At 40.7% G+C, this 26357-nt stretch carries 33 protein-coding genes; all 33 read left to right on the top strand.

Annotated elements, in window-relative coordinates:
- Nucleotides 1–36: 36 nt before the first annotated feature.
- The 33 genes from FTRAC_RS10510 (at nucleotide 37) to FTRAC_RS10360 (ending at nucleotide 26354) form a co-directional block, all read left to right on the top strand.
- The gene (locus tag FTRAC_RS10510; RefSeq protein WP_013454228.1) at nucleotides 37–627 is read left to right on the top strand and encodes a hypothetical protein; all 591 of its coding nucleotides are present in this window, start codon (nucleotides 37–39) and stop codon (nucleotides 625–627) included.
- Between the two features lie 56 nt (nucleotides 628–683).
- On the top strand, nucleotides 684–1049 hold the full coding sequence (locus FTRAC_RS10505) for a YHS domain-containing protein (protein ID WP_013454227.1): 366 nt from the start codon (nucleotides 684–686) through the stop codon (nucleotides 1047–1049).
- 391 nt (nucleotides 1050–1440) lie between these two features.
- Nucleotides 1441–2127, top strand: coding sequence for a rhodanese-like domain-containing protein (locus tag FTRAC_RS10500; RefSeq protein WP_013454226.1), 687 nt, complete (start codon nucleotides 1441–1443; stop codon nucleotides 2125–2127).
- 129 nt (nucleotides 2128–2256) lie between these two features.
- A complete protein-coding gene (locus FTRAC_RS10495; protein WP_013454225.1) occupies nucleotides 2257–2469 on the top strand; it encodes an SHOCT domain-containing protein in 213 nt (70 codons plus the stop codon).
- 3 nt (nucleotides 2470–2472) lie between these two features.
- A complete protein-coding gene (locus tag FTRAC_RS10490) occupies nucleotides 2473–3789 on the top strand; it encodes an APC family permease (RefSeq protein ID WP_013454224.1) in 1317 nt (438 codons plus the stop codon).
- Nucleotides 3790–3800: 11 nt separating this feature from the next.
- Nucleotides 3801–3923, top strand: coding sequence for a hypothetical protein (locus FTRAC_RS20100; RefSeq protein WP_262492794.1), 123 nt, complete (start codon nucleotides 3801–3803; stop codon nucleotides 3921–3923).
- 17 nt (nucleotides 3924–3940) lie between these two features.
- Nucleotides 3941–5635: a multicopper oxidase family protein gene (locus FTRAC_RS10485; RefSeq protein ID WP_013454223.1), complete on the top strand. Its 1695-nt coding sequence runs from the start codon at nucleotides 3941–3943 to the stop codon at nucleotides 5633–5635.
- Between the two features lie 3 nt (nucleotides 5636–5638).
- A complete protein-coding gene (locus FTRAC_RS10480; RefSeq protein WP_013454222.1) occupies nucleotides 5639–6157 on the top strand; it encodes a hypothetical protein in 519 nt (172 codons plus the stop codon).
- Nucleotides 6158–6192: 35 nt separating this feature from the next.
- Nucleotides 6193–6414 carry a hypothetical protein gene (locus tag FTRAC_RS10475; RefSeq protein WP_148230070.1) on the top strand — a complete coding sequence of 74 codons (222 nt, stop codon included), beginning with the start codon at nucleotides 6193–6195 and terminating at the stop codon, nucleotides 6412–6414.
- Nucleotides 6415–6668: 254 nt separating this feature from the next.
- Complete coding sequence (locus FTRAC_RS10470) at nucleotides 6669–7829, top strand: permease (RefSeq protein ID WP_049784106.1); 1161 nt, start codon at nucleotides 6669–6671, stop codon at nucleotides 7827–7829.
- Between the two features lie 25 nt (nucleotides 7830–7854).
- Nucleotides 7855–8178: a hypothetical protein gene (locus FTRAC_RS10465; RefSeq protein ID WP_013454220.1), complete on the top strand. Its 324-nt coding sequence runs from the start codon at nucleotides 7855–7857 to the stop codon at nucleotides 8176–8178.
- A gap of 95 nt (nucleotides 8179–8273) precedes the next feature.
- Complete coding sequence (locus FTRAC_RS10460) at nucleotides 8274–8933, top strand: hypothetical protein (protein ID WP_013454219.1); 660 nt, start codon at nucleotides 8274–8276, stop codon at nucleotides 8931–8933.
- A 112-nt stretch (nucleotides 8934–9045) separates the two neighbouring features.
- A complete protein-coding gene (locus tag FTRAC_RS10455; protein WP_245545949.1) occupies nucleotides 9046–9510 on the top strand; it encodes a hypothetical protein in 465 nt (154 codons plus the stop codon).
- 234 nt (nucleotides 9511–9744) lie between these two features.
- On the top strand, nucleotides 9745–10608 hold the full coding sequence (locus tag FTRAC_RS10450) for a helix-turn-helix domain-containing protein (protein ID WP_013454217.1): 864 nt from the start codon (nucleotides 9745–9747) through the stop codon (nucleotides 10606–10608).
- A gap of 208 nt (nucleotides 10609–10816) precedes the next feature.
- Nucleotides 10817–11317: a hypothetical protein gene (locus FTRAC_RS10445; RefSeq protein ID WP_148230069.1), complete on the top strand. Its 501-nt coding sequence runs from the start codon at nucleotides 10817–10819 to the stop codon at nucleotides 11315–11317.
- Nucleotides 11318–11333: 16 nt separating this feature from the next.
- On the top strand, nucleotides 11334–11723 hold the full coding sequence (locus FTRAC_RS10440; RefSeq protein WP_013454215.1) for a DUF302 domain-containing protein: 390 nt from the start codon (nucleotides 11334–11336) through the stop codon (nucleotides 11721–11723).
- 75 nt (nucleotides 11724–11798) lie between these two features.
- Nucleotides 11799–12077, top strand: coding sequence for a YHS domain-containing protein (locus FTRAC_RS10435; RefSeq protein ID WP_245545947.1), 279 nt, complete (start codon nucleotides 11799–11801; stop codon nucleotides 12075–12077).
- Between the two features lie 139 nt (nucleotides 12078–12216).
- Complete coding sequence (locus FTRAC_RS10430; RefSeq protein WP_013454213.1) at nucleotides 12217–12429, top strand: SHOCT domain-containing protein; 213 nt, start codon at nucleotides 12217–12219, stop codon at nucleotides 12427–12429.
- Nucleotides 12426–12770, top strand: coding sequence for a P-II family nitrogen regulator (locus FTRAC_RS10425; RefSeq protein WP_013454212.1), 345 nt, complete (start codon nucleotides 12426–12428; stop codon nucleotides 12768–12770). Before FTRAC_RS10430 ends, FTRAC_RS10425 begins: the two co-directional genes overlap by 4 nt.
- A gap of 97 nt (nucleotides 12771–12867) precedes the next feature.
- Nucleotides 12868–13701: a universal stress protein gene (locus tag FTRAC_RS10420; protein WP_041649734.1), complete on the top strand. Its 834-nt coding sequence runs from the start codon at nucleotides 12868–12870 to the stop codon at nucleotides 13699–13701.
- Nucleotides 13702–13705: 4 nt separating this feature from the next.
- Nucleotides 13706–14194, top strand: coding sequence for a hypothetical protein (locus FTRAC_RS10415; RefSeq protein ID WP_013454210.1), 489 nt, complete (start codon nucleotides 13706–13708; stop codon nucleotides 14192–14194).
- A 12-nt stretch (nucleotides 14195–14206) separates the two neighbouring features.
- Complete coding sequence (locus FTRAC_RS19615; RefSeq protein ID WP_013454209.1) at nucleotides 14207–14437, top strand: hypothetical protein; 231 nt, start codon at nucleotides 14207–14209, stop codon at nucleotides 14435–14437.
- On the top strand, nucleotides 14418–14699 hold the full coding sequence (locus FTRAC_RS10410) for a DUF5676 family membrane protein (RefSeq protein WP_013454208.1): 282 nt from the start codon (nucleotides 14418–14420) through the stop codon (nucleotides 14697–14699). Before FTRAC_RS19615 ends, FTRAC_RS10410 begins: the two co-directional genes overlap by 20 nt.
- 48 nt (nucleotides 14700–14747) lie before the next feature.
- The gene (locus tag FTRAC_RS10405) at nucleotides 14748–15788 is read left to right on the top strand and encodes an NAD-dependent epimerase/dehydratase family protein (RefSeq protein WP_013454207.1); all 1041 of its coding nucleotides are present in this window, start codon (nucleotides 14748–14750) and stop codon (nucleotides 15786–15788) included.
- Nucleotides 15789–15826: 38 nt separating this feature from the next.
- Nucleotides 15827–17509, top strand: coding sequence for a vitamin K epoxide reductase family protein (locus FTRAC_RS10400; protein WP_013454206.1), 1683 nt, complete (start codon nucleotides 15827–15829; stop codon nucleotides 17507–17509).
- A gap of 122 nt (nucleotides 17510–17631) precedes the next feature.
- Entirely contained in the window at nucleotides 17632–18960 is a 1329-nt protein-coding gene (gene nhaA / locus FTRAC_RS10395) for a Na+/H+ antiporter NhaA (RefSeq protein WP_013454205.1), read from the top strand.
- 6 nt (nucleotides 18961–18966) lie between these two features.
- Nucleotides 18967–19527 carry a potassium channel family protein gene (locus FTRAC_RS10390; RefSeq protein ID WP_013454204.1) on the top strand — a complete coding sequence of 187 codons (561 nt, stop codon included), beginning with the start codon at nucleotides 18967–18969 and terminating at the stop codon, nucleotides 19525–19527.
- 1 nt (nucleotide 19528) lies between these two features.
- Nucleotides 19529–20548 (top strand): type II glyceraldehyde-3-phosphate dehydrogenase, encoded by a 1020-nt coding sequence (locus FTRAC_RS10385; protein ID WP_013454203.1) that lies wholly within the window; start codon nucleotides 19529–19531, stop codon nucleotides 20546–20548.
- A complete protein-coding gene (locus FTRAC_RS10380) occupies nucleotides 20548–21915 on the top strand; it encodes a dicarboxylate/amino acid:cation symporter (protein WP_013454202.1) in 1368 nt (455 codons plus the stop codon). Before FTRAC_RS10385 ends, FTRAC_RS10380 begins: the two co-directional genes overlap by 1 nt.
- On the top strand, nucleotides 21902–22450 hold the full coding sequence (locus FTRAC_RS10375) for a hypothetical protein (RefSeq protein WP_013454201.1): 549 nt from the start codon (nucleotides 21902–21904) through the stop codon (nucleotides 22448–22450). The genes FTRAC_RS10380 and FTRAC_RS10375 overlap by 14 nt, the downstream gene beginning before the upstream one ends.
- A 156-nt stretch (nucleotides 22451–22606) precedes the next feature.
- Nucleotides 22607–23455 (top strand): restriction endonuclease, encoded by an 849-nt coding sequence (locus tag FTRAC_RS10370; protein ID WP_013454200.1) that lies wholly within the window; start codon nucleotides 22607–22609, stop codon nucleotides 23453–23455.
- Nucleotides 23456–23463: 8 nt separating this feature from the next.
- The gene (locus FTRAC_RS10365; protein ID WP_013454199.1) at nucleotides 23464–24834 is read left to right on the top strand and encodes an MBL fold metallo-hydrolase RNA specificity domain-containing protein; all 1371 of its coding nucleotides are present in this window, start codon (nucleotides 23464–23466) and stop codon (nucleotides 24832–24834) included.
- Nucleotides 24834–26354, top strand: coding sequence for a thymidine phosphorylase family protein (locus tag FTRAC_RS10360; RefSeq protein ID WP_013454198.1), 1521 nt, complete (start codon nucleotides 24834–24836; stop codon nucleotides 26352–26354). The genes FTRAC_RS10365 and FTRAC_RS10360 overlap by 1 nt, the downstream gene beginning before the upstream one ends.
- Nucleotides 26355–26357: the final 3 nt, after the last annotated feature.

Raw genomic sequence — 26357 nt, 5'->3', positions numbered from 1 at the left:
GAAAATAAATCTATTTTTTAACTAAACAATAAAATCATGTATACTAAAATCTTAACAACTGCTACTACTCTATTCTTCTTTTCACTAAGTACCATTATGCATGCGCAAAACGTGGAAAAAATGATGAAAAAAGAGAATAAGCAGCAAGAGGTATTCACTACTATTATGAATGATAGTGAGATGATGAACAAATTCATGCAACAACTCTCCAGTAACCCTGAAGCGATGAAGGCCATGCATCAGCAAATGATGCAAAACCAGGAGCACAGAAAGATGATGATGAAAGATATGATGGGAAATAGGGAGGAAGGCCAGATGATGATGCAACAGATGATGGCCAATAAAGAAAAAAAGCAGATGATGATGGAAAACATGATGGGTGACAAAGAGGGTAGAAAACAAATGATGGAGAAAATGATGGGAGATAAATCCATGAAAGACATGATGATGCAACAGTTGATGGAAAAACACCACGACCAAATGATGGAGAAAATGATGGATAATCCCGAAATGATGAAGAAGATGATGCAAAAAATGCATGACAAAGGCATGATGGACAAAAGTTCAATGATGAAGGGGAATGAAATGATGGATAAAATGAAAGATAGTGCTCAAGATCATCATTAAAAATACAATAGTACACAGTATAACAATCTTTGTATTCATTATTAAAAAGTAACACTATGAAATACTTCAAACAATCCAATAGGATGGCAGTATATTTGGCTTTGATGTCATTATTGCTTACTCAGGTCTCTTGTAGCAGCAGTCAACATATAGCTCTTGCAGCAGGTCAACACATGGACCCAACGTGCGGAATAGTTGTTAACGAGCATACGGCTATTTCTTATTCTTACCAAGGGACTATCTACTATTTTGATACAGAAGAGTGTCTTTCGGTGTTTAAGAAAAATCCAAATAAATTTATCAAGGATTCACGTGGAAACTGGAATGTAAATGCTTCACATATGGGTTGGTGGCTTCCTGCGACAGGGGGTATAATGGTGGTTGGGATGACTCTGGCTATGATTCTTGGATTAAATCATTAAAACAAACATGAAATACTACGATGTTTGGATGGACTGTATTGCTCATCTGGCTTATTAGTCTTGGGAATTCCGATATACTTGGTAAGGCAGGTAATAAAGAGTGGCACTGGACAACATCGAAAGATAGCTATGCTGAGAACGAAATCAACATGGTTGAGATTTAGGAAATAACGACTTAACTGGAGAAATGATACTGAACTCAAAAATATACAAGTCAAGTGTTTTTCCCGACAATCCTCATTTCCGGTATAGTGTGACATTGTATTAGAGTATTAAGAGTGGTCAAAAAAAAGAAACAATTAGTGTTATCGAATTTGTTAATGAAGATAAATTGCCGTAGCGAGGAGGTAATACTAGAGAGAAATAGATTTTTTAATTTAAGAAGATTTTTATGGAAATTTCAATAGCTGCAACCAAGACGTGTCCACACCGGCCAATTCTTGAAAATGAGCTTAAGCATGCACGGCTGCCATTCAAAGTAATTTACTTTGATGAGCATCCAGAACTGCTTGAAAAATATCAATTAAAACATTCCCCATTGTTGATAGTAGATGAGCAAGTAGAATCTATAGGCATGCCAGGAATGGAAAAAATAGAAGAGTTAAAAACAAGAAATGTGGACCTATCGCAAATAAGAATCCCTAAAAGGGATAATAACCACATGATCCCCAACCGTGTAAAAGCTGAGCCGGGTTTAGTAGAGGTTGATACTACGTGGGGAAGTATCCAGCCAATGCAGGTTGCACATGGTGTCCTTACAGTTGAAGAATTGAAAGTACATTATCACCAAAAAATGAATCTGCCTATTATTGATGCGCGAAAACCAGATACAAATGACGCAATAAGCATTGCTGGTTCAAAGAATATTCCTTTCGATGAAGTGGTAAAAAGAATAGATGAAATAGATAAAAATCATCCCAGTATATTTTTTTGTAATGGCCCGCAATGCCCTCAATCTTCAACAGCTATAAAGAACCTTTTGAAGGCAGGCTATCCAGCTGATAAAATTTTATATTATAGAGGAGGGATGCATGACTGGATTACATTAGGTTTACCAGTAGAGGAAATCTCTGTATAAAAATGATGAGCGAAAAAGAAGTAAGGCTCAGGCTCAACATTGACAGGCTTGTACAATCTATTTTATCAAGTGAACCTATAGAGCATGTAAAATATTTGTAATTGTTACACTAAATAAATATATAAGGTTATGATGTACGGATGGATTATTGGGGTAATACTCATTGTAGTTTTAATTGTGGCGTTGGGCAGGGGCGGTATCTTCCAAAAGAACAGCGGAGAAACTGCTGACAGTCACCATGATGATTCAGCAATGGAGACACTCAAAAACCGCTATGCCAGAGGAGAAATTGACAAAGCGGAGTTTGAAGAAAAAAAAGCAGAACTGAAAAAGACCAAATAGAAAGTGGGAAAATATAAGAAGAACAGCCTATCACTCACAGGAGCTATCTCTTTAGGTACCGGGGTGATGATTGGAGCAGCTATTTTTGCCTTGCTGGGACAAGTGGCTGAATTATCCGGTTCATTGTTTCCGATAGCTTTTCTGGTCGGAGCAATCATAGCAGGGTTTAGTGCATATGCCTATATAAAGATGTCAAATGCTTATCCTTCAGCCGGGGGTATAGCCATGTACTTAAAGAAGGCTTATGGTAAAGGTATTACCACGGCTGTAGCTGCGCTATTGATGGCTTTCGCCATGGTCATTAACCAGAGCTTGGTAGCACGTACATTCGGGTCTTATACCATGCAGTTATTTGATGGGAATCAGAACGATTTTTGGATACCCTTGCTGGGTGTGATTTTATTGGTCATCACTTTTTTGATCAATCTTGCTGGCAATAAGGTCATCGACAGAGTTTCCTTCTTCATGGCAATCATCAAGGTTGGCGGTATAGCCATTTTTGCGATTGGTGGACTTTGGGCGGCTGGTTTTTCATTTGGAGAAGCTATTCCTTCAGAAATCTCAGGTGACTATTCCGTAGGGAGTTACTTAGGTGCCCTCGCGCTTGCTATCCTGGCTTACGCAGGATTTACCACCATCACCAATAGCGGTGAAGAAATTGTTGAGCCTCACAAGAATGTAGGAAGGGCGATATGGATATCACTGATTATCTGTACCATTGTCTATTTGCTGGTCGCATTTGCGGTATCAGTCAATCTTTCCGTTCCCAAGATTATAGAGGCAAAAGACTACTCCCTGGCTGAAGCGGCCAGGCCGGCTTTCGGAAAATATGGCCTATGGTTCACTGTTGGAATCGCCATCATTGCTACCGTATCCAGTGTTTTGGCCAACGTGTTCGCTATTTCCAGAATGACTACGATGCTTACCGAAATGAAGCTGATACCTCATAAGCATTTTGGTATGCCGGGTAACCTGCAACAGCATATGTTGACTTATACCATAGTCATCGCCATTGCACTAACCATATTTTTTGATCTCAGCAGGATTGCATCTTTAGGAGCAATTTTTTACCTTATTATGGATATTATTATACAATGGGGTGTCTTTAAACATTTACGGAAAGAAATAAAGGCTAATGGAGCCATACTTTTAGCTACTATTGTGCTTGACGTAGTTGTTTTGGCAGCCTTCATTTGGATGAAAGCACAGAGTGACATGCTACTGATTATAGTATCGGCAGTTTTGCTAACCCTGATTATCGCAGGTGAAAAGTGGTTTTTGAAAATGAGGAAATTTAAGGTGGAATCAAGTAATAACTAAAACAGAAAATCATGATGGATCAGGGAACAAATTTTGGTATGCACGGTGGAGGCTGGATGTGGCTCTTTTGGGGGCTGTTGCTGGTAGTGCTGGTGCTTTTGATTGTCTGGTTGGTAAAGCAGATACGCAAATAATTTAAACCTAAAGAGATATGAAAGAACCTTTCAGAATAAACAGAAGAAAATTCTTGGCAAAGGCTGGAGCAGGGGCTGCGGTAACCATGATATGGCCTTTCTTTTCTTCCTGTGACAGTCAATCTTCTACTACAGCAAAGCCTAAACTCAGCAAGGATTTTCAGCCTGATATAGATTTGGAACTGAAAGCGGTTCAGCGCGACTTATCTATTTTACCAGGCTCAAAAACAAAGGTGTGGGTGTATGAAGGAAAATTAATTAAGGGCAACAAAGAGGCACTCCTACCCTTGCAAGGGAGCTATCTGGGACCGATTATCAAAGTACGTAAAGGGCAGAAAGTCCGTATTCGCTTTCAAAATGACTTGCCGGAAGAGAGTATTGTCCACTGGCATGGCATGCATGTGCCGGAACGGTACGATGGCCACCCGCAAGATGTAATTGATAGTGGAGAAACATACATCTACGAATATGAAGTAATGAACCGGGCAGGCACCTATTGGTTTCATCCCCATCCACATGGACGCACCGGTCCACAGGTGTATAATGGTCTGGCAGGCCTTCTACTGGTCACCGATGAGGAAGAACAGCAACTCAACTTACCGCAAGGGGAGTTTGATCTTCCGGTCGTGATCCAAGACCGAACTTTTGATGATAATAATCAACTGGTCTATCTTGAAAATGGCCAGATGGGCCGCATGACTGGGTTTTTAGGAAACCGGATACTGATTAATGGCAGACCTGAACAAAGGTTAAACCTGAAAGCAGGTTGCAAATACAGGTTGAGGTTACTGAACGGGTCAAACTCAAGGATCTACAAACTGGCCTGGGAAGATGGAAGTCCAGTGACTGTTTTTGGCATGGACGGAAGCTTGTTAAATGCACCCAAAGAATTATCCTATCTCATGCTCGGCCCGGCAAAAAGGGCGGACGTTTGGCTGGACTTGACCAACAAACCCGAAGGCACTGAATTGACCATGAAAAACACATCTTTCCCTCTTGAGTTAATGTCTGGTGGAATGATGGGCAATGGAGGAATGATGGAAGGTGCTAAAAGTGTCCTGCCACAAGGTAGCGAATATCCTGTGTTTACCGTGCTTGCCAATGCTTCGGGGAGTAATGATTATACCTTACCGCGGCAATTAGCTCAGCCGGATTACATTGACCCCTCAACTGCTGGAAATCTAAACGCCCCGCGGCAATTTACCTTCGCGATGGGCCACATGGAATGGACGATTAACGGACGTACCTGGGAAACGACTGAAGTAGCTGATGAAGAAATCGTCAAGCTTGGAAGCATTGAAGTTTGGGAACTGATCAATGGCGGAGGTATGATGGACAATGATGACGATGGTGGCGGCATGATGGATGGTCACGGCACGATGGATAATGGGGGCATGATGAGAGGTGACGATGGTATGATGAGCGGGGGAGGAATGATGGGCAATATGATGCAGATGCCCCACCCGATCCATATTCACCAGGTGCAGTTCAATATTTTAGAAAGAAATGTCACTGATGTAGATCCCCAATTATGGGATGCCGTAAAAGATGGTTTTGTTGATGAAGGCTGGCACGATACCGTTTTGTTGATGCCGGGGATGAGTGCCAAAGTTATCATGCAGTTCAAAGATTTTAAAGGCTTGTTTGTATACCACTGCCACAATCTGGAGCATGAGGACATGGGAATGATGCGAAATTTTAAAATAGTGTAAGTAATGGATAATCTAAGCTTTGGTATTTTTGTTGTGCCGATTATTACGTTAACGTTGATTATAATGTTATATATCCATTTTTTCAGGAAGGCAGCAGATAAGCGTAATTATCAGTATTTCGTAGCTAGAACATCTGTTGTAGCTTTTGTGCTAAATTTTGGCTGGGAGGTAGCTCACGGATTTTTGTATGAAAATTTTCAATACGATCTTGAACACGTTTCTTTTTGTGCATTGGCCTCAATAGCGGATGTGCTCATGGTTCTGGTTTTACTCTTCTTATTCGGACTTATATACAACAACGTTTATTGGATCAGACGTTTAAAATTTACCAGAACTTTACTATTAGTACTTGTAGGGTTTCTAGGGGCTATTTTAGGTGAGTTTTGGCATACATGGCGAGGAGATTGGTCATATGCTGATACGATGCCAATGCTTCCTCTCATAGAAGTTGGCCTTTCACCAGTCCTACAATTTTCTATTTTACCGTTGATCATATTTCTCATAAGCAGAAGAAAAATATGAATGGGGTAGTATACTACTATTTTAGACTTTTAATTATGAAGCACGAAAAACAAGCAAAATTAAATAAAGTAAAAGGACAAATTGGCTATGCCATGATGTGGTTTTTTTTAGCTGGATTAATTGAAACACTTATGTATTTAGGTAAAATTGAAATGTTTATCTACCATATCGTTGCTTTAGCTCTATCTGCTGTCGGGTGTTTTAAAGTTTTCAAAGGATTTGAGAATTATAAGCATTACAAAAATGAAGGTAAATAAGAAATTTTTACCTGTAAGCTAATTTCGAATAATCATCCGTTTAACCATTTAATGTTATGAAAAATACGAGATCATAGCTCGAAAAAAAGGCCAAAAGGAAGGGATTGAAGTGCTTCGTTTGATTCAAAAAGTTTACCTGAATAATGAAATTATTGTGGCCTAAAGCTATTTTATAAAATTTCAATAAAGACAATCAAATCATGGGAATTATGAATGATATATTAGATCTGTAGGGAGAATCCTCAAAAACTGCAATTGGGTTTTTCTGGAAATCAGGCTGGGCTTTTGTGTTAGGATATATAATAAGCTCAATGATTCAGGCCTTTGTTCCAAAGAAGAAATTGACTCAGCAAATGGGTAAAGGAAATGTTAAAAGTATTTCACTCTCTACTTTGTTTGGTTCCATTTCTTCTTCCTGCTCATTTGCTGCCTTAGCAGCAGCGAGGTCTCTTTTTCAAAAAGGAGCACATTTCATAAGTACGGTCGCATTTATGTTTGCTTCCACCAATCTAGTCATTGAGCTTGGTATCCTTATATTCATTTTCTTAGGGTGGCAGTTTATAGTAGCTGAAGTAATAGGAGGACTAATTTTGATAACTATTAGTGGACTTATCATCAAGCTTACGTCCCCTAAAAAATGGATTAAAGCTGCCAGAGAGAAAGTTGAGGATGAATCTGCCGAAGAGGAGGATTTTGATTGGAAGGAAAGGATTAAGTCGAAAGAGGGCTGGTTTTTAGTGGGAAAGAAATTTGTGATGGAATGGAAAATGGCCTGGGAGGATATTCTTATTGGCTTTACCATCGCGGGGTTCGTTTCTGTATTAGTCCCTCAGTCTTTTTGGGAAGCAATTTTTTTAAATGGTATGCAGGGGGAATTACCTGATTTTGTGATCCGGCTGGAAAACGCGCTGGTAGCCCCATTTGTAGCGGCAGCTACATTCATTGGATCCATGGGAAACATACCGCTGGCGACTGTGCTCAACGAGAACGGCATTCTGTTTGCCGGATTGATGGGCTTTATTTACTCTGACTTAATGGTGCCACCGCTGGTCAATATGAATAGAAAATATTATGGTACCCGCATAGCCCTTTACATTGCAGGGGTGATGTACGTCAGCATTGTCATTACGGCATTGATCCTCAATTATAGCTTTGATCTATTAGGCGTATTACCCGAAGGCAGCCGGAAAGTAAAAGAAGTGACACAATTCAAGATTGATTACACTTTCTATTTTAACATCGTGTTTGCTGCATTTACTGCACTCATGCTATACTTCAATTTCAGGACAAAAAAGATGGAAACCGATGGAGGCCATGATCATGAACACGGAGGTGGCGGTATTTCTTTCAAAAGAGTCGTTGTATATACTTTCGTACTGATTGTGGGCATTGGCTTGGTAATATTCCTTTTATAATCCGTTGAATGGCATGGTAACTGGGATGAATTTCAAAAAGAAAAAAATGAAAACCTACGAAACACTATCTGAAGCATTAAAAGACCTGAAAGAAAGAGGATATTCCAACGATTTTAATCTCAAACCGCATTGTATTGAATGCCCGGCCGATAAGCTCGAGCTACATCCTGAGCAGTTTGAAGTAAAAGAAGTATATCGGTTTGAAGGCATGAGCAACCCGGATGATAACTCCATTCTTTACGCCATTAAATCTACCGATGGACTTAAAGGCGTATTAGTAGATGCCTATGGTGTTTATTCCGAAGCGTTGAGTGAAGCAATGATCAATAAATTGGTTGTTAATCGCTAGTCTGCTGAAGAATATTATACATCTAAGTTGAGATTTTGTACTGAAGTTTCCAGGCAAAGGGCATAGCTTTAAATTTTCTTAATTATTGAAGGGCTATGAAAAAATTAGGACTACTATTATACTTCATGTTGTCATGCATTGTGCTCTCTGCTCATGAAGGGGAGAAACATGAAAAAAGCACAAAAGAAGATTCCACACATTTGGAGCAGCCCCAAGTGGATTATTCTCATATACAAGCACAACAGGAGCATGAACACGATGAGCATGAGACTAAGAAAGTCACAGCAGACCTGGACGATTTCCCTAATCTGCATCCGCTTATGGTTCACTTCCCAATCGTATTGTTATTGATTGGAGCTGTCTTAGCTATTGTTAACGTGATTCTCCTAAAAAAAGAAGTAGATTGGGTCATCACGGGAATGGTTTTAGTAGGTGCGTTGGGTGCTTATCTTTCAGGGAGAACGTTCCACCCACACACACATGATTTAACGGAGCATGCGAAACAGGTGCTTGCGCAGCATGATCTATGGGCCGACTGGACTATATACTTGAGCATTGCCGGCTTTGTGGCTCAGGCGGTCAGTCAATTTATTTTTAGACAGAAACGTTGGGCTGTAGCAGTGGTTGCCTTGTTACTTATTGCTTCCGGCTATGTGGTGTCGCGCACCGGTCATTACGGGGCACAACTGGTACATATAGAAGCGGTAGGACCGCAAGGCAAATTCCTTGAATCTGAAGAAGGACATGCTCATTGAAATTTTTTGTCAATATAGTGACTTATATCATGTTTTTACTTAACATTTATCATTTGATTTATACCTAATTTTTACCGACATTTATGCAGTAGTTATCACTTCTATTGGTATGATGATAAAATTGCACAACATAAAACAATACATAGTAACCTTGCTCCTCACAGGTTTTATTAGTGTATTTGTTTGTGATGCTTTTTGTGATTTTGGAGTGATTTCTTGGGGCAATTACCCAACTAGTACTAATGAGATGGTTCATCATTCAATAAAAGTATATGACCTTGATGATCATCACAATGCCCCTAAAGATCATCATCACGATGATAAGCATAGCCATGATGCTGACGAGGAGGAGTGCTGTGACGAAGTAGTGAATAACCTGTATGCCTCATTAATCAAATATGAGTTGAAGCAAACACCAGTTGAGGCTCCAGCCTTTCAAATGCTTTATCGTATTTATAATTTAGATGTTGAAGCAGAGATCTTTAATAAACAATTACTCCCGTTTTTATATACCAATTTGCCACCACCCGTTAGTGGTAACCATATTCGTATTTTTATTCAATCCTTCCTCAATTAGCATTCATCTGTTAGGCTAATCATGAAGTTTGCCATTTTCTAGCTTCCATGCTTTTTCAGCCTTATTCTATTCTTTTCAAAAATTCTTAATCACTTTTTCTGCGCAGAGCAATCTATTGCCGGCCAAAAATTATTGTTGAAGTAATTCATTTCGCAATAAGCAAAGATTTTAACCGGCCCATACTCCTTCACTGGATTTAATCCAGGATCAGAAGAAGTTTAACCCCTATAACAGATGAAAACATTAAATCTGAACATTAAAAATATGGTATGTCCGAGATGCATTCTGGTTGTAAAAAATGAATTAGAGGAACTCGGAGCATTTATTTCAACAATTCAGCTTGGCCATGCTACAATACAAGTGCCTGAGACCCTGACCAAAGATAAAATTGCGTCCAGATTAGATACTTATGGCTTTGAACTTCTTGAAGACAAAGAAGAAATCCTGATGGAACAGATTAAGCTTGGAATTCAACATTATATAGAAATGCTGGAAAAATCTACCAAAGAGATCATGTTGTCTGATTTTCTGGCACACGAAATAGGTAAAAACTACAATTTTCTAAGCAAGCTCTTTTCAAAAATTGAGGGGCTTACGATAGAGACCTACTACATAAACAAAAGAGTGGACAGGGTGAAAGAACTGATAAAGTATGATGAACTGAACTTAAGTGAGATTGCTGTTAAGCTCGGATACAGTTCCGTCCATTACCTATCCAGTCAATTTAAGCGTGTTACCGGTCTTTCTGTATCTGATTATAAAGAAGTAATGAAAAACGAGAACCGGTACTACAAGAACTTATCTGAAGCACTGGGCGACTTAAGAGAAAAAGGCTACACCTATAATTTCAACAGGAAGGAAGATTGCCTGGAATGTAAGGATCTGTGTGCCAGCTTTCAAATTGAGGAATTGAATATTTCAGAGTTCTACCGGTTTGATGAAAATGAAGATGCAGCAGGTAAGTCTGTTATTTATGGGATCGAAACAAAAGATGGTTTGAAAGGACTACTCATTGACAATAGTAACCTTCAAAACAAGGCACTATTCAGGAGACTTTCTGACAAGTTGAGAGATGGGTCTGGTGAAAAAATGGGTTGAAAATGATAACCTTAATCTCATACAATAAAGACAAGATTTCGAAAAAAGATCATGCATTAATCCACTTATTTTTGATAGAGACTGAATAAAAAGGAAAGCTATGATCAAACCAATTTTAACATTTCGTTCATAAATGGGAAATGACTCTTTTACTAGGAATATACTTTACACATTGGCAATTACGAGTATGATTTTCTTTAGCGTAAATATGGCAAAAGCTCAGGATTTATACCATACAACTAATGGCCGTGTGTTATTAATCGTCCCAGTTGGTGACTCTGTGATCAACCTGCATTCTCAAAAACTATTTGCAGAACTGGATTACAAAGAGGCTTATTTTAAAATGACCCTTCCCGCCAATTCTTTGTATTCCGGTGTAGATTCTCTGGACGCTGTAATTTCCTCTATGGAGGATGCTAAAATTATATTGGCAGGGCAGCTGAACATCACAAAAAGCGGTGAAGATAAGATAGATACAGGCAAGCATCCACCTAAAACTTTTGAGTTTAGGGCAACCCTTAACTATAAAACGTCAGACCTGCCAATAAGTGGAACAGGTTCCCTGGAACATATTGAAGGAGGGTCACACCTCAAATGTGTTCTTGGGTTAACATTTGAGGTTAGTGCAGAATTTCTTCAAAACAGGCTTTCGGAAAGCAAAAATATTAAAGTACATATTCACCAGTTGGTATTAGATCAAACACTATAATTTATTAAGATTTTTCATGGAGTATTATCACAGTAAACTTGTTAAAATCAGTTCTTTTCAGGATGTAGTAGATCATGTGGTTAAAGAATTGGGCAAAGAGGGTTTTGGAGTATTAACCGAGATCGATGTTCAGGATACTATGAAACACAAACTTAACATTGATTTTAATCCCTACAAGATATTAGGTGCATGTAATCCCGAGTACGCATTTAAAGCATTAAAGGCCGAAGATAAAGTAGGCACCATGTTACCCTGTAATGTGATTGTGCAGGATCTTATGGATGGTCATATCGAGGTGTCAGTTGTAGACCCGATAAGCTCTATGCAGGCAATTGCCAATGAAGACCTTGAAATAGTGGCTTTGAATATTCGCCAGAAATTACTCGATGTCTTACAAAATGTATAGGTCATGTTAACCTTAAGAAAAGCAATATTATATACTTTGGTGTGGCCTATAGTGATCATAAATACCTCCTGCTCGGTGGGTCGTCATCACCAGGCATCTAAGAAACATGCTGATCCTGTTTGTGAGAATAACGTTGACGTAAACGCAGCACTTCAGTATTCATATAATGATGACGTGTATTACTTCGACAGTGAAGAATGTCTCCAGGTATTTAAGAAGAACCCTGAAAAATTCAGTATGGCTTCAGGGGACAGACACGGACTTTTTCGTGGTAAATGGTGGGTTCCTGTAATGGTCGGAGTGATGGTAGTAGGTATGGGTACGGTTATGATCCTAAGTGGTGATAACCACTAAGCTATTGATGTTTTGATAGCAAAATATCATACATCAAAGACAAGATTTCAAAAATAGATAGCGGTACTTTCTCGTAATTTTGAATAACAACCAACAAGCAAAGGTTGATAAATTATTTGAAATCATAAAATAAGAAATCATGCATTGGTTTGAAGGACACTATTGGGGTATGCACATCATCTGGTGGGTGATCTGGGTGATATTTATAATCTGGATTTTCGCCACACCATGGGATATACCCGGACAAAGAACGAAAAAGGAAACACCGTTAGACCTTTTGAAAAAAAGGTATGCCAAAGGAGAAATCAGCAAAGAAGAGTATGAAGACATAAAAAAGACGTTGCAAAAATGAAAGAAATAAAGGCTTTCGTCAGGCCGGATCGATTACCTGATATTGTAAATCATCTGCGTGAAGAAGGAGTTTGTTGCTTAACGGTCTTTGAAGGAGAGGGAACCGGTCACTATACCGATGAGCGTAAGGATTTTCCGTCTTTGAGGCATCCATTTTCACATGCTAAAATAGCAAAACTGGAAGTTGTTTTACCCGACAAGAAAGTGAAGAAATCACTAGAGATTATACATCAAAATGGAAAAACAGCACACTCCGGGGACGGTATTATTTATATCACAGAGGTTAGTGAGATGGTCAAAGTAAAAACATTAGAACCCGACTTGGAGAACAGAGACTTATGAAATGAGCATAAACTTTAGGCATCCTTAAATATGCCAGTGGAAGGGTGAATAAATTTATGGGAATTCCATGTGGCCTTTGAAAATTTACTACATACACATGAAAAATATTTTAGTTCCAACCGACTTTTCAGAAACAGCTAACCGGGCTGCGGATATTGCCATTGCCATAGCCGAGAAATCAGGTGCGGAGATTCATTTTTTGCACCTACAGATCACGCCAGTGCAGTGGGTCAAACTTAATAAGGAGAAGGAGCAGCGATTTCCCGAAACTTTAAAGGAAATCGGGCATGCGAAGAGCGAGCTTAATAAGCTGGTAAAGAAAGCGGAAAACAAAGGTTTGAAAGCTGAACAGTTTCTCGTGTTTGATGTGGGTAGAGAGGAAATCCTCAAACATATTCCCTTTCATCATCATGATTTTGTGGTCATGGGTTCCCATGGCGCATCTGGTGCAAAAGAATTGTTTGTCGGGTCTAATGCCCAAAAGGTACTAAGAGACGCTACGGTTCCTGTCTTGATCATCAAAGAAAAGTCTAAGTGGCCCGTTAAAAATGTGGTTTTTGCATCCAATTTTGAAGAAGATGTCAAAGAACCCTTCAAAACGGTGGTGAAGTTCGCTGATCTCAACGAATCCAATATTCACCTTCTTTATGTCAATGTGCCATTTTCATTTGAGGAGACGGACAGGAGCCTTGAGAAAATGCATGATTTTCATGAAACCTGTCCTCGTGGAGGAACCTGCACCACCAACATCTACAATTCGCTAAATGAAGAACGCGGCATTCTTAAGTTTTCCGAATCTGTAAATGCTGACCTTATTGCATTAACTACACATGGCAGGTCCGGCTTTTTTAACCTGATAGGAAAGAGCATTACTGAAAACCTGGCTAACCATGCCGATATACCTATACTAAGCATTAACCTTAACCGATAACGATATGAAAAATACTTTCAAAACAGTGGTAACACTCACTTTATTGATAGCGGCTTTATCTGCCTGTCAGCAACAAAAGGATGTAAGCACAATGTTAGAAAATGATGACACCCGAAATGAAATTTTTAATACCATCATTTCCGATCATGAATACGCTGAACAATTGATGACCAAAATGATGGAGGATGATCATACCCAAATGATGATGAAAGGCAATGAGCAGATGATGGGTATGATGATGTCAGACAATGATCAAATGATGGCCATGATGAAAGATAAGCCTGATATGATGCATAATATGATGAGCAACATGATGAACATGGCTGACTCGGATTCGTCCATGTGTGCCCATATGATGGACATGATGAAAGATAAACCCAATATGATGGGGCAGATGATGGAGATGATGCACAAAGAAGGCATGATGGATAAGGAAACAATGATGAAGAACAAAGAAAAGATTGGGGCAGAAAAACATGCTGGCCATCACTAAAACACAAAAACTATGAAAAATCACATGCTATGGATGTTAATAGGGTGTCTGGGGATATTCCTGTTACTGTTCCTACTACCCGTTTTTGGGTTCAACGGATCCAATTCACTTTTTATATTCATCATCATATTTTTCGTAGCTCACCTCTTTATGATGGGCAGTCATGGGGGACATGGAGGGCACGGAAGTCATGAAGATAAACAATCAAAAAAAGAAAACGATCATGCAACACATCAACATTAAGAAATTCGCATTAGCCTGGGGAGTAGCAGGAGCCATATTTTACCTGGGTTGTATTATTTTAATGACAACAGTAGGCCGTGAGGGTACCATCTTGTTTTTTAATAGCCTGTTACACGGGCTGGATACAAGTGCTGTGATTAGAATGGACGTGCCCTGGACTGAAGCACTCATCGGACTGATAGAAATGTTCATTCTGGGCTGGTTATTTGGAGCACTGATAGCTACGGTCTACAATATATCTTTTAATAAAAAGTACCGATGATTGAGTTAGTTTGATAGTGCATGAAAAGTCAAGAAATATAATTATAAAATGAAAGATAAAACTGATGTTGTCATTGTAACAGGAAGTAGTGGAATGATAGGCTCTTCTGTAATTCATAAGCTGGCTGAAAAATACCATGTCGTTGGATTCGACAAAGATGGCTATCCGTTTCCGCCCGTAGAAGCAGAATGCGTATGTGTGGATCTCACCAGCGATGAGCGAATGGAGTTTGCATTCAAAAGAATCCGCTACGCCTACGGCAACAAAATAGCTGCGGTGGTGCACTTGGCCGCCTATTATGATTTTTTAGGGGAACCCTCCGATCTATACGATAAAGTGACCGTCAAAGGCACAGAACGATTATTGAAATTCCTACAGGATTTTGAAGTGGAGCAATTCATTTTCTCAAGTAGTATGCTGGTCTATAAACCATCCTCACCAGGAGTACTTATCACAGAAGAATCACCGTTAGAACCTAAATGGGATTATCCCAAATCAAAAGTTACTACAGAAAAAGTGATGCAAGAGCAAAGGGGCGAAATACCTGTTGTGATGATGCGCATAGCAGGCGTATACAGCGAAGATGGTAGTTCAATACCTATCACCAATCAGGTTCAGCGTATTTACGAAAAACAAATTTCAGCACGACTCTATCCGGCCAATACAGCCCATGGCAGCACCTATGTACACAGAGATGATGTCATCGATGCAATGGCTTTGGCGGTAGACCAAAGAAAAGAGCTCCCGAAAGAAGTGATTATTAATATTGGAGATGACGAAACTTTATCGTACAAGGAGTTGCAAGACATCATCAGTACAGAAATCCATGGTGAGAAAATGCCTATCATCTCAATTCCTAAGTGGTTTGCCAAAATGGGGGCATTTATGCAGAACCTGTTTGGCAAAGCTTTTATTAAACCCTGGATGATTGATCTGGCTAATGATCATTTTGAAATGGACAGTTCCAGAGCTAAAATGATTCTGGGTTGGAAGCCTAAACACGGTTTACGAGAGACATTGCCCAAGATGATTGAAAACTTAAAGGCTAATCCCAAGAAATTTTATCAAGAGAATAACCTGAAAAAGTAGCTATAAATAGATTCCCAAACACTTAATTATGTCATAGTATGAAAAGCCACGACCACTCCTCAATGTCCCATCAGGATGATGGGGATAAATCTTCTAAAAAGATACAATACACTTGTTCTATGCACCCTGAGGTCGTTACTGATCAACCAGGCAAGTGCCCGAAATGCGGAATGACCTTAGTGAAAAAGGACGAAGCAAAAACCGAAATGTCAGGCCACAAAATGGAAGGTATGGGCTCAAGAGGCATCACACGTCCTATGATGCATACGGAAGAGCATGGCGGTCATGGACACATGGACATGGGCGGTATGAAAATGTCTACTGATGACCGCCTTACGATGCTCCAAGACCACCATAAGCAAACGCTCTGGGTTTACTGGACAATCGTATTGCTTGGTTTCTGGATGATTACTTCACCACTCACTTTTGATTATGGAAAGAATGTGGTCGACCCCAGTGGCGGAAGAGATGTATGGCTTTCCCTTAGTGATCGTATTGCCGCAATGCGCTGGAGCGATATTATCAGTGGGATATTGCTGGTAATTTTTGGATGGCGTTCCCTCAAGCCTAACCGTCCCTATAGCGTTTGGATTCTTTGTTTTATCGGGATATGGATCAGTATGGCTCCCTTTATTTTCTGGGCTCCAACGGCTGTTGCCTATTATAACGGTACCCTGGTCGGTGCCTTGATTATTGCCTTGTCGATTCTCATTCCTGGTATGCCCAATATGATCATGTTTATGAAAATGGGCGGTGACGTACCTACGGGTTGGAGCTATAATCCTTCAAGCTGGCCACAGCGCTCTATTATGATTGGCCTGGCATTTATCGGGTGGCTGGCATCCCGGTATCTGGGAGCTTTTCAATTAGGGTATATAGATTATGCCTGGGATCCTTTTTTTGGTGACGGCACCATGACCGTTTTAGATTCCGATATGTCTCACTCTTTTCCAATTTCTGATGCTGCATTGGGAACACTTGCATATACCTTAGAATTTCTGATGGGATATATGGGTGGAACCTCCCGTTGGCGTACTATGCCGTGGATGGTTACCCTTTTTGGGATTTTGGTAATCCCACTTGGGTTCGTGAGTATTTTTTTAATTGTTTCACAGCCGCTTTCAGTAGGGGCATGGTGTTCGATATGCCTGTTTTCAGCTATTGTAATGCTTCCAATGATCCCATTACAAATTGATGAAGTGATTGCCATGTGGCAACATATGGTTCAAAGAAAACAAAAAGGGGATTCCTTATGGAAGGTGTTTTGGAAAGGTGGAGAAGCACTGTCCACTGAAACGGATCAGCGTTCCCCCGAAATAGCAGAATTTAATGACAGTCCTTGGAAGGTATTTAAATCTTCAATCTGGGGGATGAGCTTCCCTTGGATGTTGACGATATCAACAGTTTTAGGGATTTGGTTGATGGTCTCTCCCACGGTTTTCGGGATTGGGATAGAAACTCCATTTGCCGATTTAAATCATTTGGGAGGAGCCCTTGCAATTGTATTTGCGGTAATGGCCATGGCTGAAGTAATTAGAAGTTTACGCTACTTAAATGTATTGCTCGGCCTGGTACTGGTCGTATTGCCATGGTTTATTGAAGATATCAATGTAGCGTTTACGTTGAGCACAAGCTTAACCGGACTTTTGGTAATGGCACTTTCTTTTTCAAAAGGAAAAATAAAGGAAAAATATGGCCTGTGGGATAAATATGTGGTGTAATGAAAGATTTATTTGTGAATACTGTAGGGGCGCAAGGACCAATAAAGGTTAAACCAGTCCTGGTATAATTAAAAAAGCCCAATGCTTACACTACAAAAAGACCTGGAAAAGGATGCACCTGAATGATTACCCGCCTAAACAACTCCTTAAATAATCTGGTAAACAACCAGTCAGCTTCCGGTATTGCGATTTTTCTAGCGGTACTGGCAGCCATGATCTGGGCCAATTCTCCCTTTCAAGAATCATATCAGGATTTTATTCACACCGAAATATCAATAGGTGTTGGTTCATTCTTCCTTTCCGAGACTTTACTACTTTGGGTGAATGATGGCTTAATGGCGATCTTCTTCCTACAGGTAGGCCTGGAGTTGAAAAGGGAAATTATAGGAGGAAAACTGTCTTCTTTCAGAAAAGCTATTTTGCCTATCGGAGCAGCTATTGGCGGCATGGTTGTTCCGGCACTCATTTACCTCATTTTCAATTTAAATACCCCTACAGAGCACGGCTGGGGTATCCCCATGGCTACAGACATTGCTTTTGCCATTGGAGTGCTTTCATTATTGGGAGATCGAGTACCGGCAGGGCTCAAAGTTTTTTTGGTAGCACTAGCCATAGTTGATGACCTTGGTGCCGTACTCATCATCGCTATTTTCTATACTTCCGGTATTTCTTATGTGGATTTACTTCATGGTGTACTGTTCATACTGCTATTGGTTGGCGGTAATTATATTGGAGTTCGTAAAGCCTGGTTTTATGCACTTATCGGGATTGGAGGTGTTTGGCTCGCATTTTTCTTCTCAGGAGTACATCCTACGATTGCAGGTATTCTCACTGCTTTTACGATTCCCGGCAGGGTCAAAATCAAGGAAGAGGATTACCTGAAAAACCTTCAAAAGCTTCATCTAAAATTTTTAGAAACAAAGGCCATCAAGGGCAATTTCATCTCGGAAGAACAACTTGGGATTTTGGAAGAGATCAAACAAAAATCAGATGACGCGGAAACTCCTTTGCAAAAGATAGAGCATCACCTGGCGCCCATAGTAGGGTTTTTCATACTACCAATATTTGCCCTGGTCAATACCGGTATTCATATTCATGGGGATATAATTGAAATTTTGAGTCACCCGGTAAGCATGGGTATTACGTTTGGCCTTTTGGTAGGGAAATTTACCGGGATTTTAGGAGCCGGTTGGCTTTTAGTCAAGTTTAGGCTGGCAGAGTTGCAGCAAGGGGTTTCCTGGAGACACATTTCCGGAGTATCCATGATAGCAGGCATTGGCTTTACCATGTCACTGTTTATCACGGAATTGGCCTTCCAGAATGAGGAGTATACCTTCATTGCCAAGCTAACCATTTTATTTGCTTCGGTGCTTGCCGGAGTGATAGGTGTAAGTATTCTTCGACAATCCCGGAAAGTAGCTATTATCAAAAAACAAAAGGTAATTAACTGACGATACATGATGACTTATAAAATAACCAGAAGTAATTTTTTAAAACAACTTATTAAACAGATGCGCTCCGCACTCGTTTTGGTCGCAACTGTAGCACTTGTGTATGTCTATCTTATGCAGTTTGTAGATCATGCCCTAAGCTGGGTGCCTTATCTTGTTATTTTTCTGGCCTTTATCAAGACTGGGTACTTTACCTTTTTTACCTTCAGGCAGGTCAATAAGTCCATTAAACATTGTCATTCTTTTGGGCAACTTCTCTGGATTTTCGGACTGCTCGTCATGCTCATTATTTTCTCCTATGCGGCAGATTTCACTTGTTTGGTCGCTGCCAATCGATCTTCTTTTCTGGGGTTTAAACTATTTGAAAGCTTCAATTACTTCGAGTATTTATTCGAGACATTTTATTTCAGTGTGGTAACATTTGCTGCCATCGGTTATGGAGATGTTGTGCCAATAACTACCCCTGCCAAAATTTTAGTGATGATGGAGATCGGTCAAAGCTTTGTGCTGATCGTATTCGGACTGTCCAACATAAATAACATTCATACTACAATTAGAAATCAATAACATGATGAAAAAGAAAATAGCACTTATAGGATATGGCGTAATTGGCAAAAGAGTAGCCGATGCAATCGCGCGACAAGACGATATGGAATTAGCCGGGGTATGTGATGTGATCAGCGACTGGCGGATACAAACTGCAGTAAAGAAAGGGTACTCTGTATATGCAGCTACTGAAGATGCCCAAGATAGTATGCAAAAGGCCGGTATTTCCCTGGCTGGTAATATGGCAGACCTATTAGGGGTTGCTCACCTGGTGGTAGATTGTACACCAAAGAAGATAGCTGCACAAAATGTAGAAATTTATAAAGAGCGGGGAATAAAATTTATCCTGCAAGGTGGAGAAAAACATGAAACCACCGGCCATTCTTTTAGCGCAGAAAACAACTATGCATCTGCCCTGAACCGGGACAGTACCCGAGTAGTCTCTTGCAACACTACCTCCATTTTGCGTACACTTACCGCTCTTAAAAAAGCAGGGCTGCTGCAGAGTGCTCGTGGTACTCTGCTACGCAGGGCTACAGATCCCTGGGAAAGCCATTTAGGTGGCATCATGAATACGCTCGTTCCGGAGAAAGATATTCCCAGCCACCAAGGGCCGGACGCTCAGAGCGTGGACTCTGAACTGGATATAGTAACCATGGCTGTGAAAGTACCTCAAACCCTTAGCCACCTGCATTATTGGAATGTCCGCCTTACCTGGAAAGCTGATAAAAAAGAGGTGATAGAAGCATTTCAGACATCTACGCGAATCACCTTGATCAATTACAGCGATGGTCTGGTTTCCAATAATACGATCAAAGAAAAGTACCTGGATATGGGACGACCCTGGGGCGATATGTATGAAGTAGCCCTTTGGCAAGATATGCTTAAAGTCGAGGGAGATGAACTCTATTACGCGTATGTGGTCGATAACCAGGCTATTGTTATACCGGAAACAATTGATGCTATAAGGGCATTGACGGGAATAGAGAAAAGCGCAGTAAGCTCTATTAAAAAGACGAATGAAAGTTTAGGGATTATATAATGAGCTTGTTTGATACAGAAATAAAATCTCTCAAATCACTTAATACCTATCTTCAAAAACTGGTAGCAGGTAAGCTCTGGTTAAAGGTACTCATTGCACTTTTCTTAGGAGTGGGTTTTGGTCTTATTTTAAGCCCACAAAATGGATGGGTAAGCAAAGCTACTGCAGATGTTTTAGGCAACTGGCTAGCCCTGCCCGGCATGTTATTTCTTAAGCTGGTGCAGATGATCATGATTCCATTGATTGTGGCATCTATCATTACAGGCATTGCCAGCAATGACAAAGACAACCTCAAAAAGCTTGGAGGAGGAGTACTCTTATATTTTGTGGCAACAACCATTATTTCTGTTAGCATTGGAACTGTCCTGGCCACACTTTTCAAACCGGGACGCTATTTGCACCAGCAGGCAGCAGCTGAACATGAAGAGGCCTTGGCAAAAGGAACTCAAGGTGCAGAATTGTCATTTGGGATAAACGATGTGCCAACTATCATCACCGATCTGCTCCCCGAAAATCCCCTGGCTTCCATGGTTAGCGGAGAAATGTTGAGTATTGTTATTTTCACCATTATCATTGGGGTGGCAGTGCTGTCACTACCCTCAGACTTGTTAAGACCTGTGAGGTTGCTGCTGAGTGCAATACAGGAAATTTGTATGACAGTAGTCAAGTGGGCCATGCTTTTAGTGCCTGTTGCTGTTTTTGGGCTTATGGCTCAACTTACTTCCAGTGTAGGCTTAAGTTCTCTTGCCGGACTGAGTTATTATGTGGCCGTTGTACTAGCCGGATTACTTATTCTTGTAGGTATCTATTTGTTAATAGTGAGTTTGCCAGGCAGAAGGAATCCACTAAAATTTCTAGGAAAAATCAGGGATGCACAATTGTTGGCTTTTTCTACGACCAGTTCGGCAGCCGTTATGCCACTCTCATTGCAAACAGCAGAAGAAAAACTGAAAGTTGATCCCGCAATCAGCAACTTTATTATCCCTATAGGCGCTACCGTCAACATGGATGGTACAGCACTTTATCAAACCATAACCACTTTATTTATCGCCCAGGCGTATGGGCTGGAGATGAGCTTGTTGAACATCATTGTGGTAATAGTAACCATTGTTGCAGCTTCAATAGGTACTCCGGCCATTCCCGGTGGAGGTGTAGTTATTCTGGCTTCCGTACTTGGTGGTGCAGGTATTCCTGCCGAAGGTATCATCATTATTATTGGGGTGGAGCGCTTGTTGGGTATGTTCCGAACGGCAGTAAACGTAACGGGAGACCTGACTGCTTGTGTGGTTTTCAATCAATGGTATGGTAGCATTACCAAAAACAAGATGACTCATAAAACCTCAATAGCTGATAATGAAGATGGATAAGATGATAGAGGAACATATCAACCATATTAAAGATATTCGTGGCTACTTTCTTACTGATAAAAAACTCATCAATTTCATCAGGTTCCGACCGGGCAATCAGGATATTGATGTGATCAAAGAAAAGGTGATGGCAGTGGCCAACCATGATAAAGCTGATTATTTCATAAGGTGTGGTTTCCAAAATAATATCAAAAAATTGCAAATTGATAGTTCGTTAGGTCAAGGTGAGCTATTAATTGCAGTTAGCGTGGCTCAAAACGGGAACAACTCTATCGATTATGAAAACATAGAATTTGCCTCAAGATATTGTGCAGTTCATTGCCCTGCTTACTTTCCACTATGGAACAGTCATTCTTTAAAAATTGCTGAAGCTTTTTCTCAAAGTTGTTTTTCTCCCGATGATTATTTAGAGTATGGTGCCGTAGTTAAAGAAATGAAATCAAAGCACAACCTGGCTCCTTTGAACTACTTTGATATAAGTAAATTTTTCTGGATTTATCAGGAAGATCTTATTAGATACTATACGTGGAACTAATAAATCAAGACTTATTTGAGGCTTGATTTTAGGTGTTCAACTAGTGATCAGAGACTGACTTTGAATAGCATAATTTCGTACATCGAAAGTGAGATATCATAAATACCTCCGAGTGTAAAATTCTAACTTTAACATTCGATTGTTAAAGTAGACTGAATGCCAGAAAAGACCGTTTTAATAACCAAGGCTTCCGGAGAAAAAGCACCATTTTCACCAACAAAACTTAGGCACTCCCTTGAAAGGGCCGGGGCCGGTTCTGCCGTTATTGATCGGATTGTGAGTGAGATTGAAGCGCAGCTTGTTGAGGGCATGTCCACAAAGAAAATCTACAGCCAAGCATTCTCCATGCTACGGAAGCACTCAAAACCTGTAGCAGGCAGGTATAAGATCAAGCAGGCGATTCTGGAGCTGGGCCCTTCAGGATATCCCTTTGAAAAGTTTGTAGGTGAAATTTTAAAACATCAGGGGTACCGTACTAAAGTCGGGGTAATCATTCAGGGGCATTGCGTCTCTCATGAAATAGATGTGGAGGCTGAGAAAGATAATCAGCACTTCATGGTGGAGTGCAAATTTCATAACCGCCAAGGTTATAAGTGTGATGTGAAAATTCCACTTTATATCAAATCCCGGTTTGAGGATGTGAAAAAGCAATGGGAAAAGCGCAAAGGACACGCGACAAAATTTCATGAAGGCTGGGTGGTGACCAATACCCGGTTTACCGAAGATGCCATCCAATATGGCAAATGTTCAGGTCTAATACTGATAGGTTGGGATTATCCACAGCAAGGAAGCATTAGCGACCGGATAAATATGTCTGGTCTGCACCCTGTTACATGTCTTACCAGCCTTACAAAGGCTGAGAAGCAAAAGCTGATTGATAAGATGATCGTGCTTTGTAAGGAGCTATGCGATAAACCCGAAGTACTTGAAGAAATGGGCATTTCTCATACACGAGTCAAAAGAATCATCAAAGAGGGAGAGGAAATTTGCTCAGGTAGTACGTAACACAACAAATGAATGATAAAATGACCATAAACTTTTTAGGAGCCGCTGGTACGGTTACAGGCTCCAAATATTTACTTGAATCCGGAAATAAAAAACTGATGGTGGATTGCGGTATGTTTCAGGGATTAAAAGAATTACGTTTACTCAATTGGGAACAGCCTGAGTATGATCCTAAATCTATCCATGCTGTCCTGCTTACTCACGGACATCTTGATCATACCGGTTACCTGGCTCGTTTGGTTAAGCTTGGGTTTAATGGAAAAATATATGGCAGTGCTCCAACACTTAAGATCGCAGAAATTATCTTAAAGGATAGCGCTAAAATACAGGAAGAAGAGGCAGCCAGGGCAAATAAAGAGGGTTATAGTAAGCACAGTCCGGCAGAGGCTTTCTATGACTTAAAAGACGTTGAAAATACCCTTCCGCTTTTCAACCCTGTTTCAGAAGGTAAATGGCATGTAATTGATGATGCCTTTAAAGTAAGGTGGCAATACAATGGCCATATCATCGGATCAACTTTTATTGAAGTAGAGACCAATGATAGCCGCTTGGTGTTTTCAGGTGATATAGGCAGAAAAAAAGATTTGCTTTTGTATACGCCAAAAAAACCTGAAAAAGCGGATGTCCTGCTTATTGAATCCACCTATGGAGGAAGGATTCATCCTGAAGAAGAAAGTATTGTCCCGGAACTGGAACGTATAGTCAACGAAACGGTAGAGCGTGGAGGAAGCTTGTTCATTCCCAGTTTTGCCGTAGAGCGCACTCAGCTCATGATGCTAATGCTTTGGAGGCTTTTGAAAGAGAAAAAGATTCCGAAAATACCCATGATCATGGATAGTCCTATGGGTGCTAATGTACTCCATCTAATTCATGCTTCCAGGGACTGGCACAAGCTAAAGCCGGAAGAATGTGATGAAATGTGTTCTCATTTTCAGGTAGTGAGCAACTATCGGGCAACCCTGGCACTGCGGGAAGACAATAAATCCAAGATCGTCATTGCCGGTAGCGGTATGATGACGGGCGGACGAATACTCAACTACATGGAAACAAGATCAGGCAATAGTAACGACACCTTACTTTTTGTAGGTTATCAGGCAGAAGGAACAAGAGGAAGAAAACTACTTGAAGGTGCAACAGAAATTAAAGTGTATGGCAAATGGCTGCCATTCAACATGCAGATGGAACACATTGAAGGACTGAGTGCCCATGGTGATCAAAACGATTTGATTGATTGGCTCTCTGAAATTAAAAAACAACCCGAAAAGGTGTTTATTATTCATGGGGAAGCAGAGCAAGCCAGTGCCCTTCAGCAGCACATCAAAGAAGTATACCAATGGGACAGTGAGATCCCTCAACTTAATCAAAAGGTAGAATTGTGATGGAAGCAAAGGATACCCGACATAACGTATTAAAACTAGTAAGACTAGGCATAGATGCCCGCAATGAATATATGGTATTTATGCGTAAGGACTGCCCGGTTTGTATATCGGAAGGGTTTGAGGCTTTAAATCGTATAAAAGTTACAAAAGGAGAAAAAACCATTGTAGCATCTCTTATCGTTTGGGATGATGAGTCACAATTAAGTCATGACCAATTGGGCCTTTCTGATGCCGCTATTGAAGCCTTGGAAACTAAAGAAGGTGACTTACTTAGGCTGAGCCATTTAGATGCGCTTGATTCCATGAGTGATGTCCGTAAGAAAATTTATGGACACCGACTGAACCAAGCCGAGTTTGACAGGATAATCGGAGATATTGTCAATCGGAATCTATCCAATATCCAACTATCCGCCTTTCTGGCTTCCAGCACTGGAAACTCATTAAATCAGGACGAAGTGATTGCCCTGACCCGTTCCATGATTAACGTGGGTTTTAAACTGGACTGGGGCAAGGATAAAGTTTATGATAAACACTGCATCGGTGGCTTGCCTGGTAACAGAACTACTCCATTGGTAGTGTCTATTGTTGCCGCAGCTGGGTTGACCATCCCTAAAACTTCTTCCCGTGCCATTACTTCTCCTGCCGGTACTGCTGACACCATGGAGGTAGTCACCAACGTAAATCTCACCACCGGGCAAATGAAAAATGTCGTGGAACAGGAAGGCGGTTGCCTTGCCTGGGGCGGATCAGTACAGCTAAGTCCGGCAGATGATATACTCATCCGTGTAGAAAAAGCTTTGGATATTGATAGCGAAGGGCAGATGATCGCTTCCGTGCTTTCTAAAAAGGCGGCAGCAGGTTCTACCGATGTGGTGATTGATATTCCTGTTGGAGCTACGGCTAAGGTGCGGTCGCAGGAGGCTGCTGTGCATCTGTCAGAAAAGATGGTTGCGGTAGGCAAAGCCATCGGGCTGAATATTGATATTGTATTAACCGATGGGTCACAACCTGTGGGGAGGGGTATAGGGCCTGCCTTGGAAGCTAAGGATGTTTTATCCGTCTTGAGAAATGAAAACAATGCACCTGATGACCTGCGAGAAAGAGCAATAATATTGGCAGGCAGGTTACTTGAAATGGGAGGAAAAGCAGCCGAAGGGTCAGGTACTCTTGAAGCTTTGAGAGTTTTGAAAAGTGGAGCCGCCTACAAAAAATTCACTGCTATCTGCGAGGCACAAGGTTTTTTCAGGGAACCTGAGGTAGCGCCCCATAAGCATAGGATTAGATCCGCAGCAAGTGGAGTAGTTTCAGAAATTGATAATCGCAGACTGGCCAAAGTGGCTAAGCTGGCCGGTGCTCCAGGTGCGATGACAGCAGGCATTTTGCTGCTTACACCATTGGGTACTCATGTGGAAGAGAACGATACTCTGTTTGAAATCCATGCTGAGTCACAAGGAGAGCTTGAATACGCCCTTTCTTACCTGGATGCACAAAAACAAATTATTAAAATCAAAGCGACTTAAAAT

It is taken from the genome of Marivirga tractuosa DSM 4126 (assembly GCF_000183425.1).
Taxonomy (GTDB): Bacteria; Bacteroidota; Bacteroidia; order Cytophagales; family Cyclobacteriaceae; genus Marivirga; species Marivirga tractuosa.
This window is presented reverse-complemented; position numbering and strand designations above follow the sequence as displayed.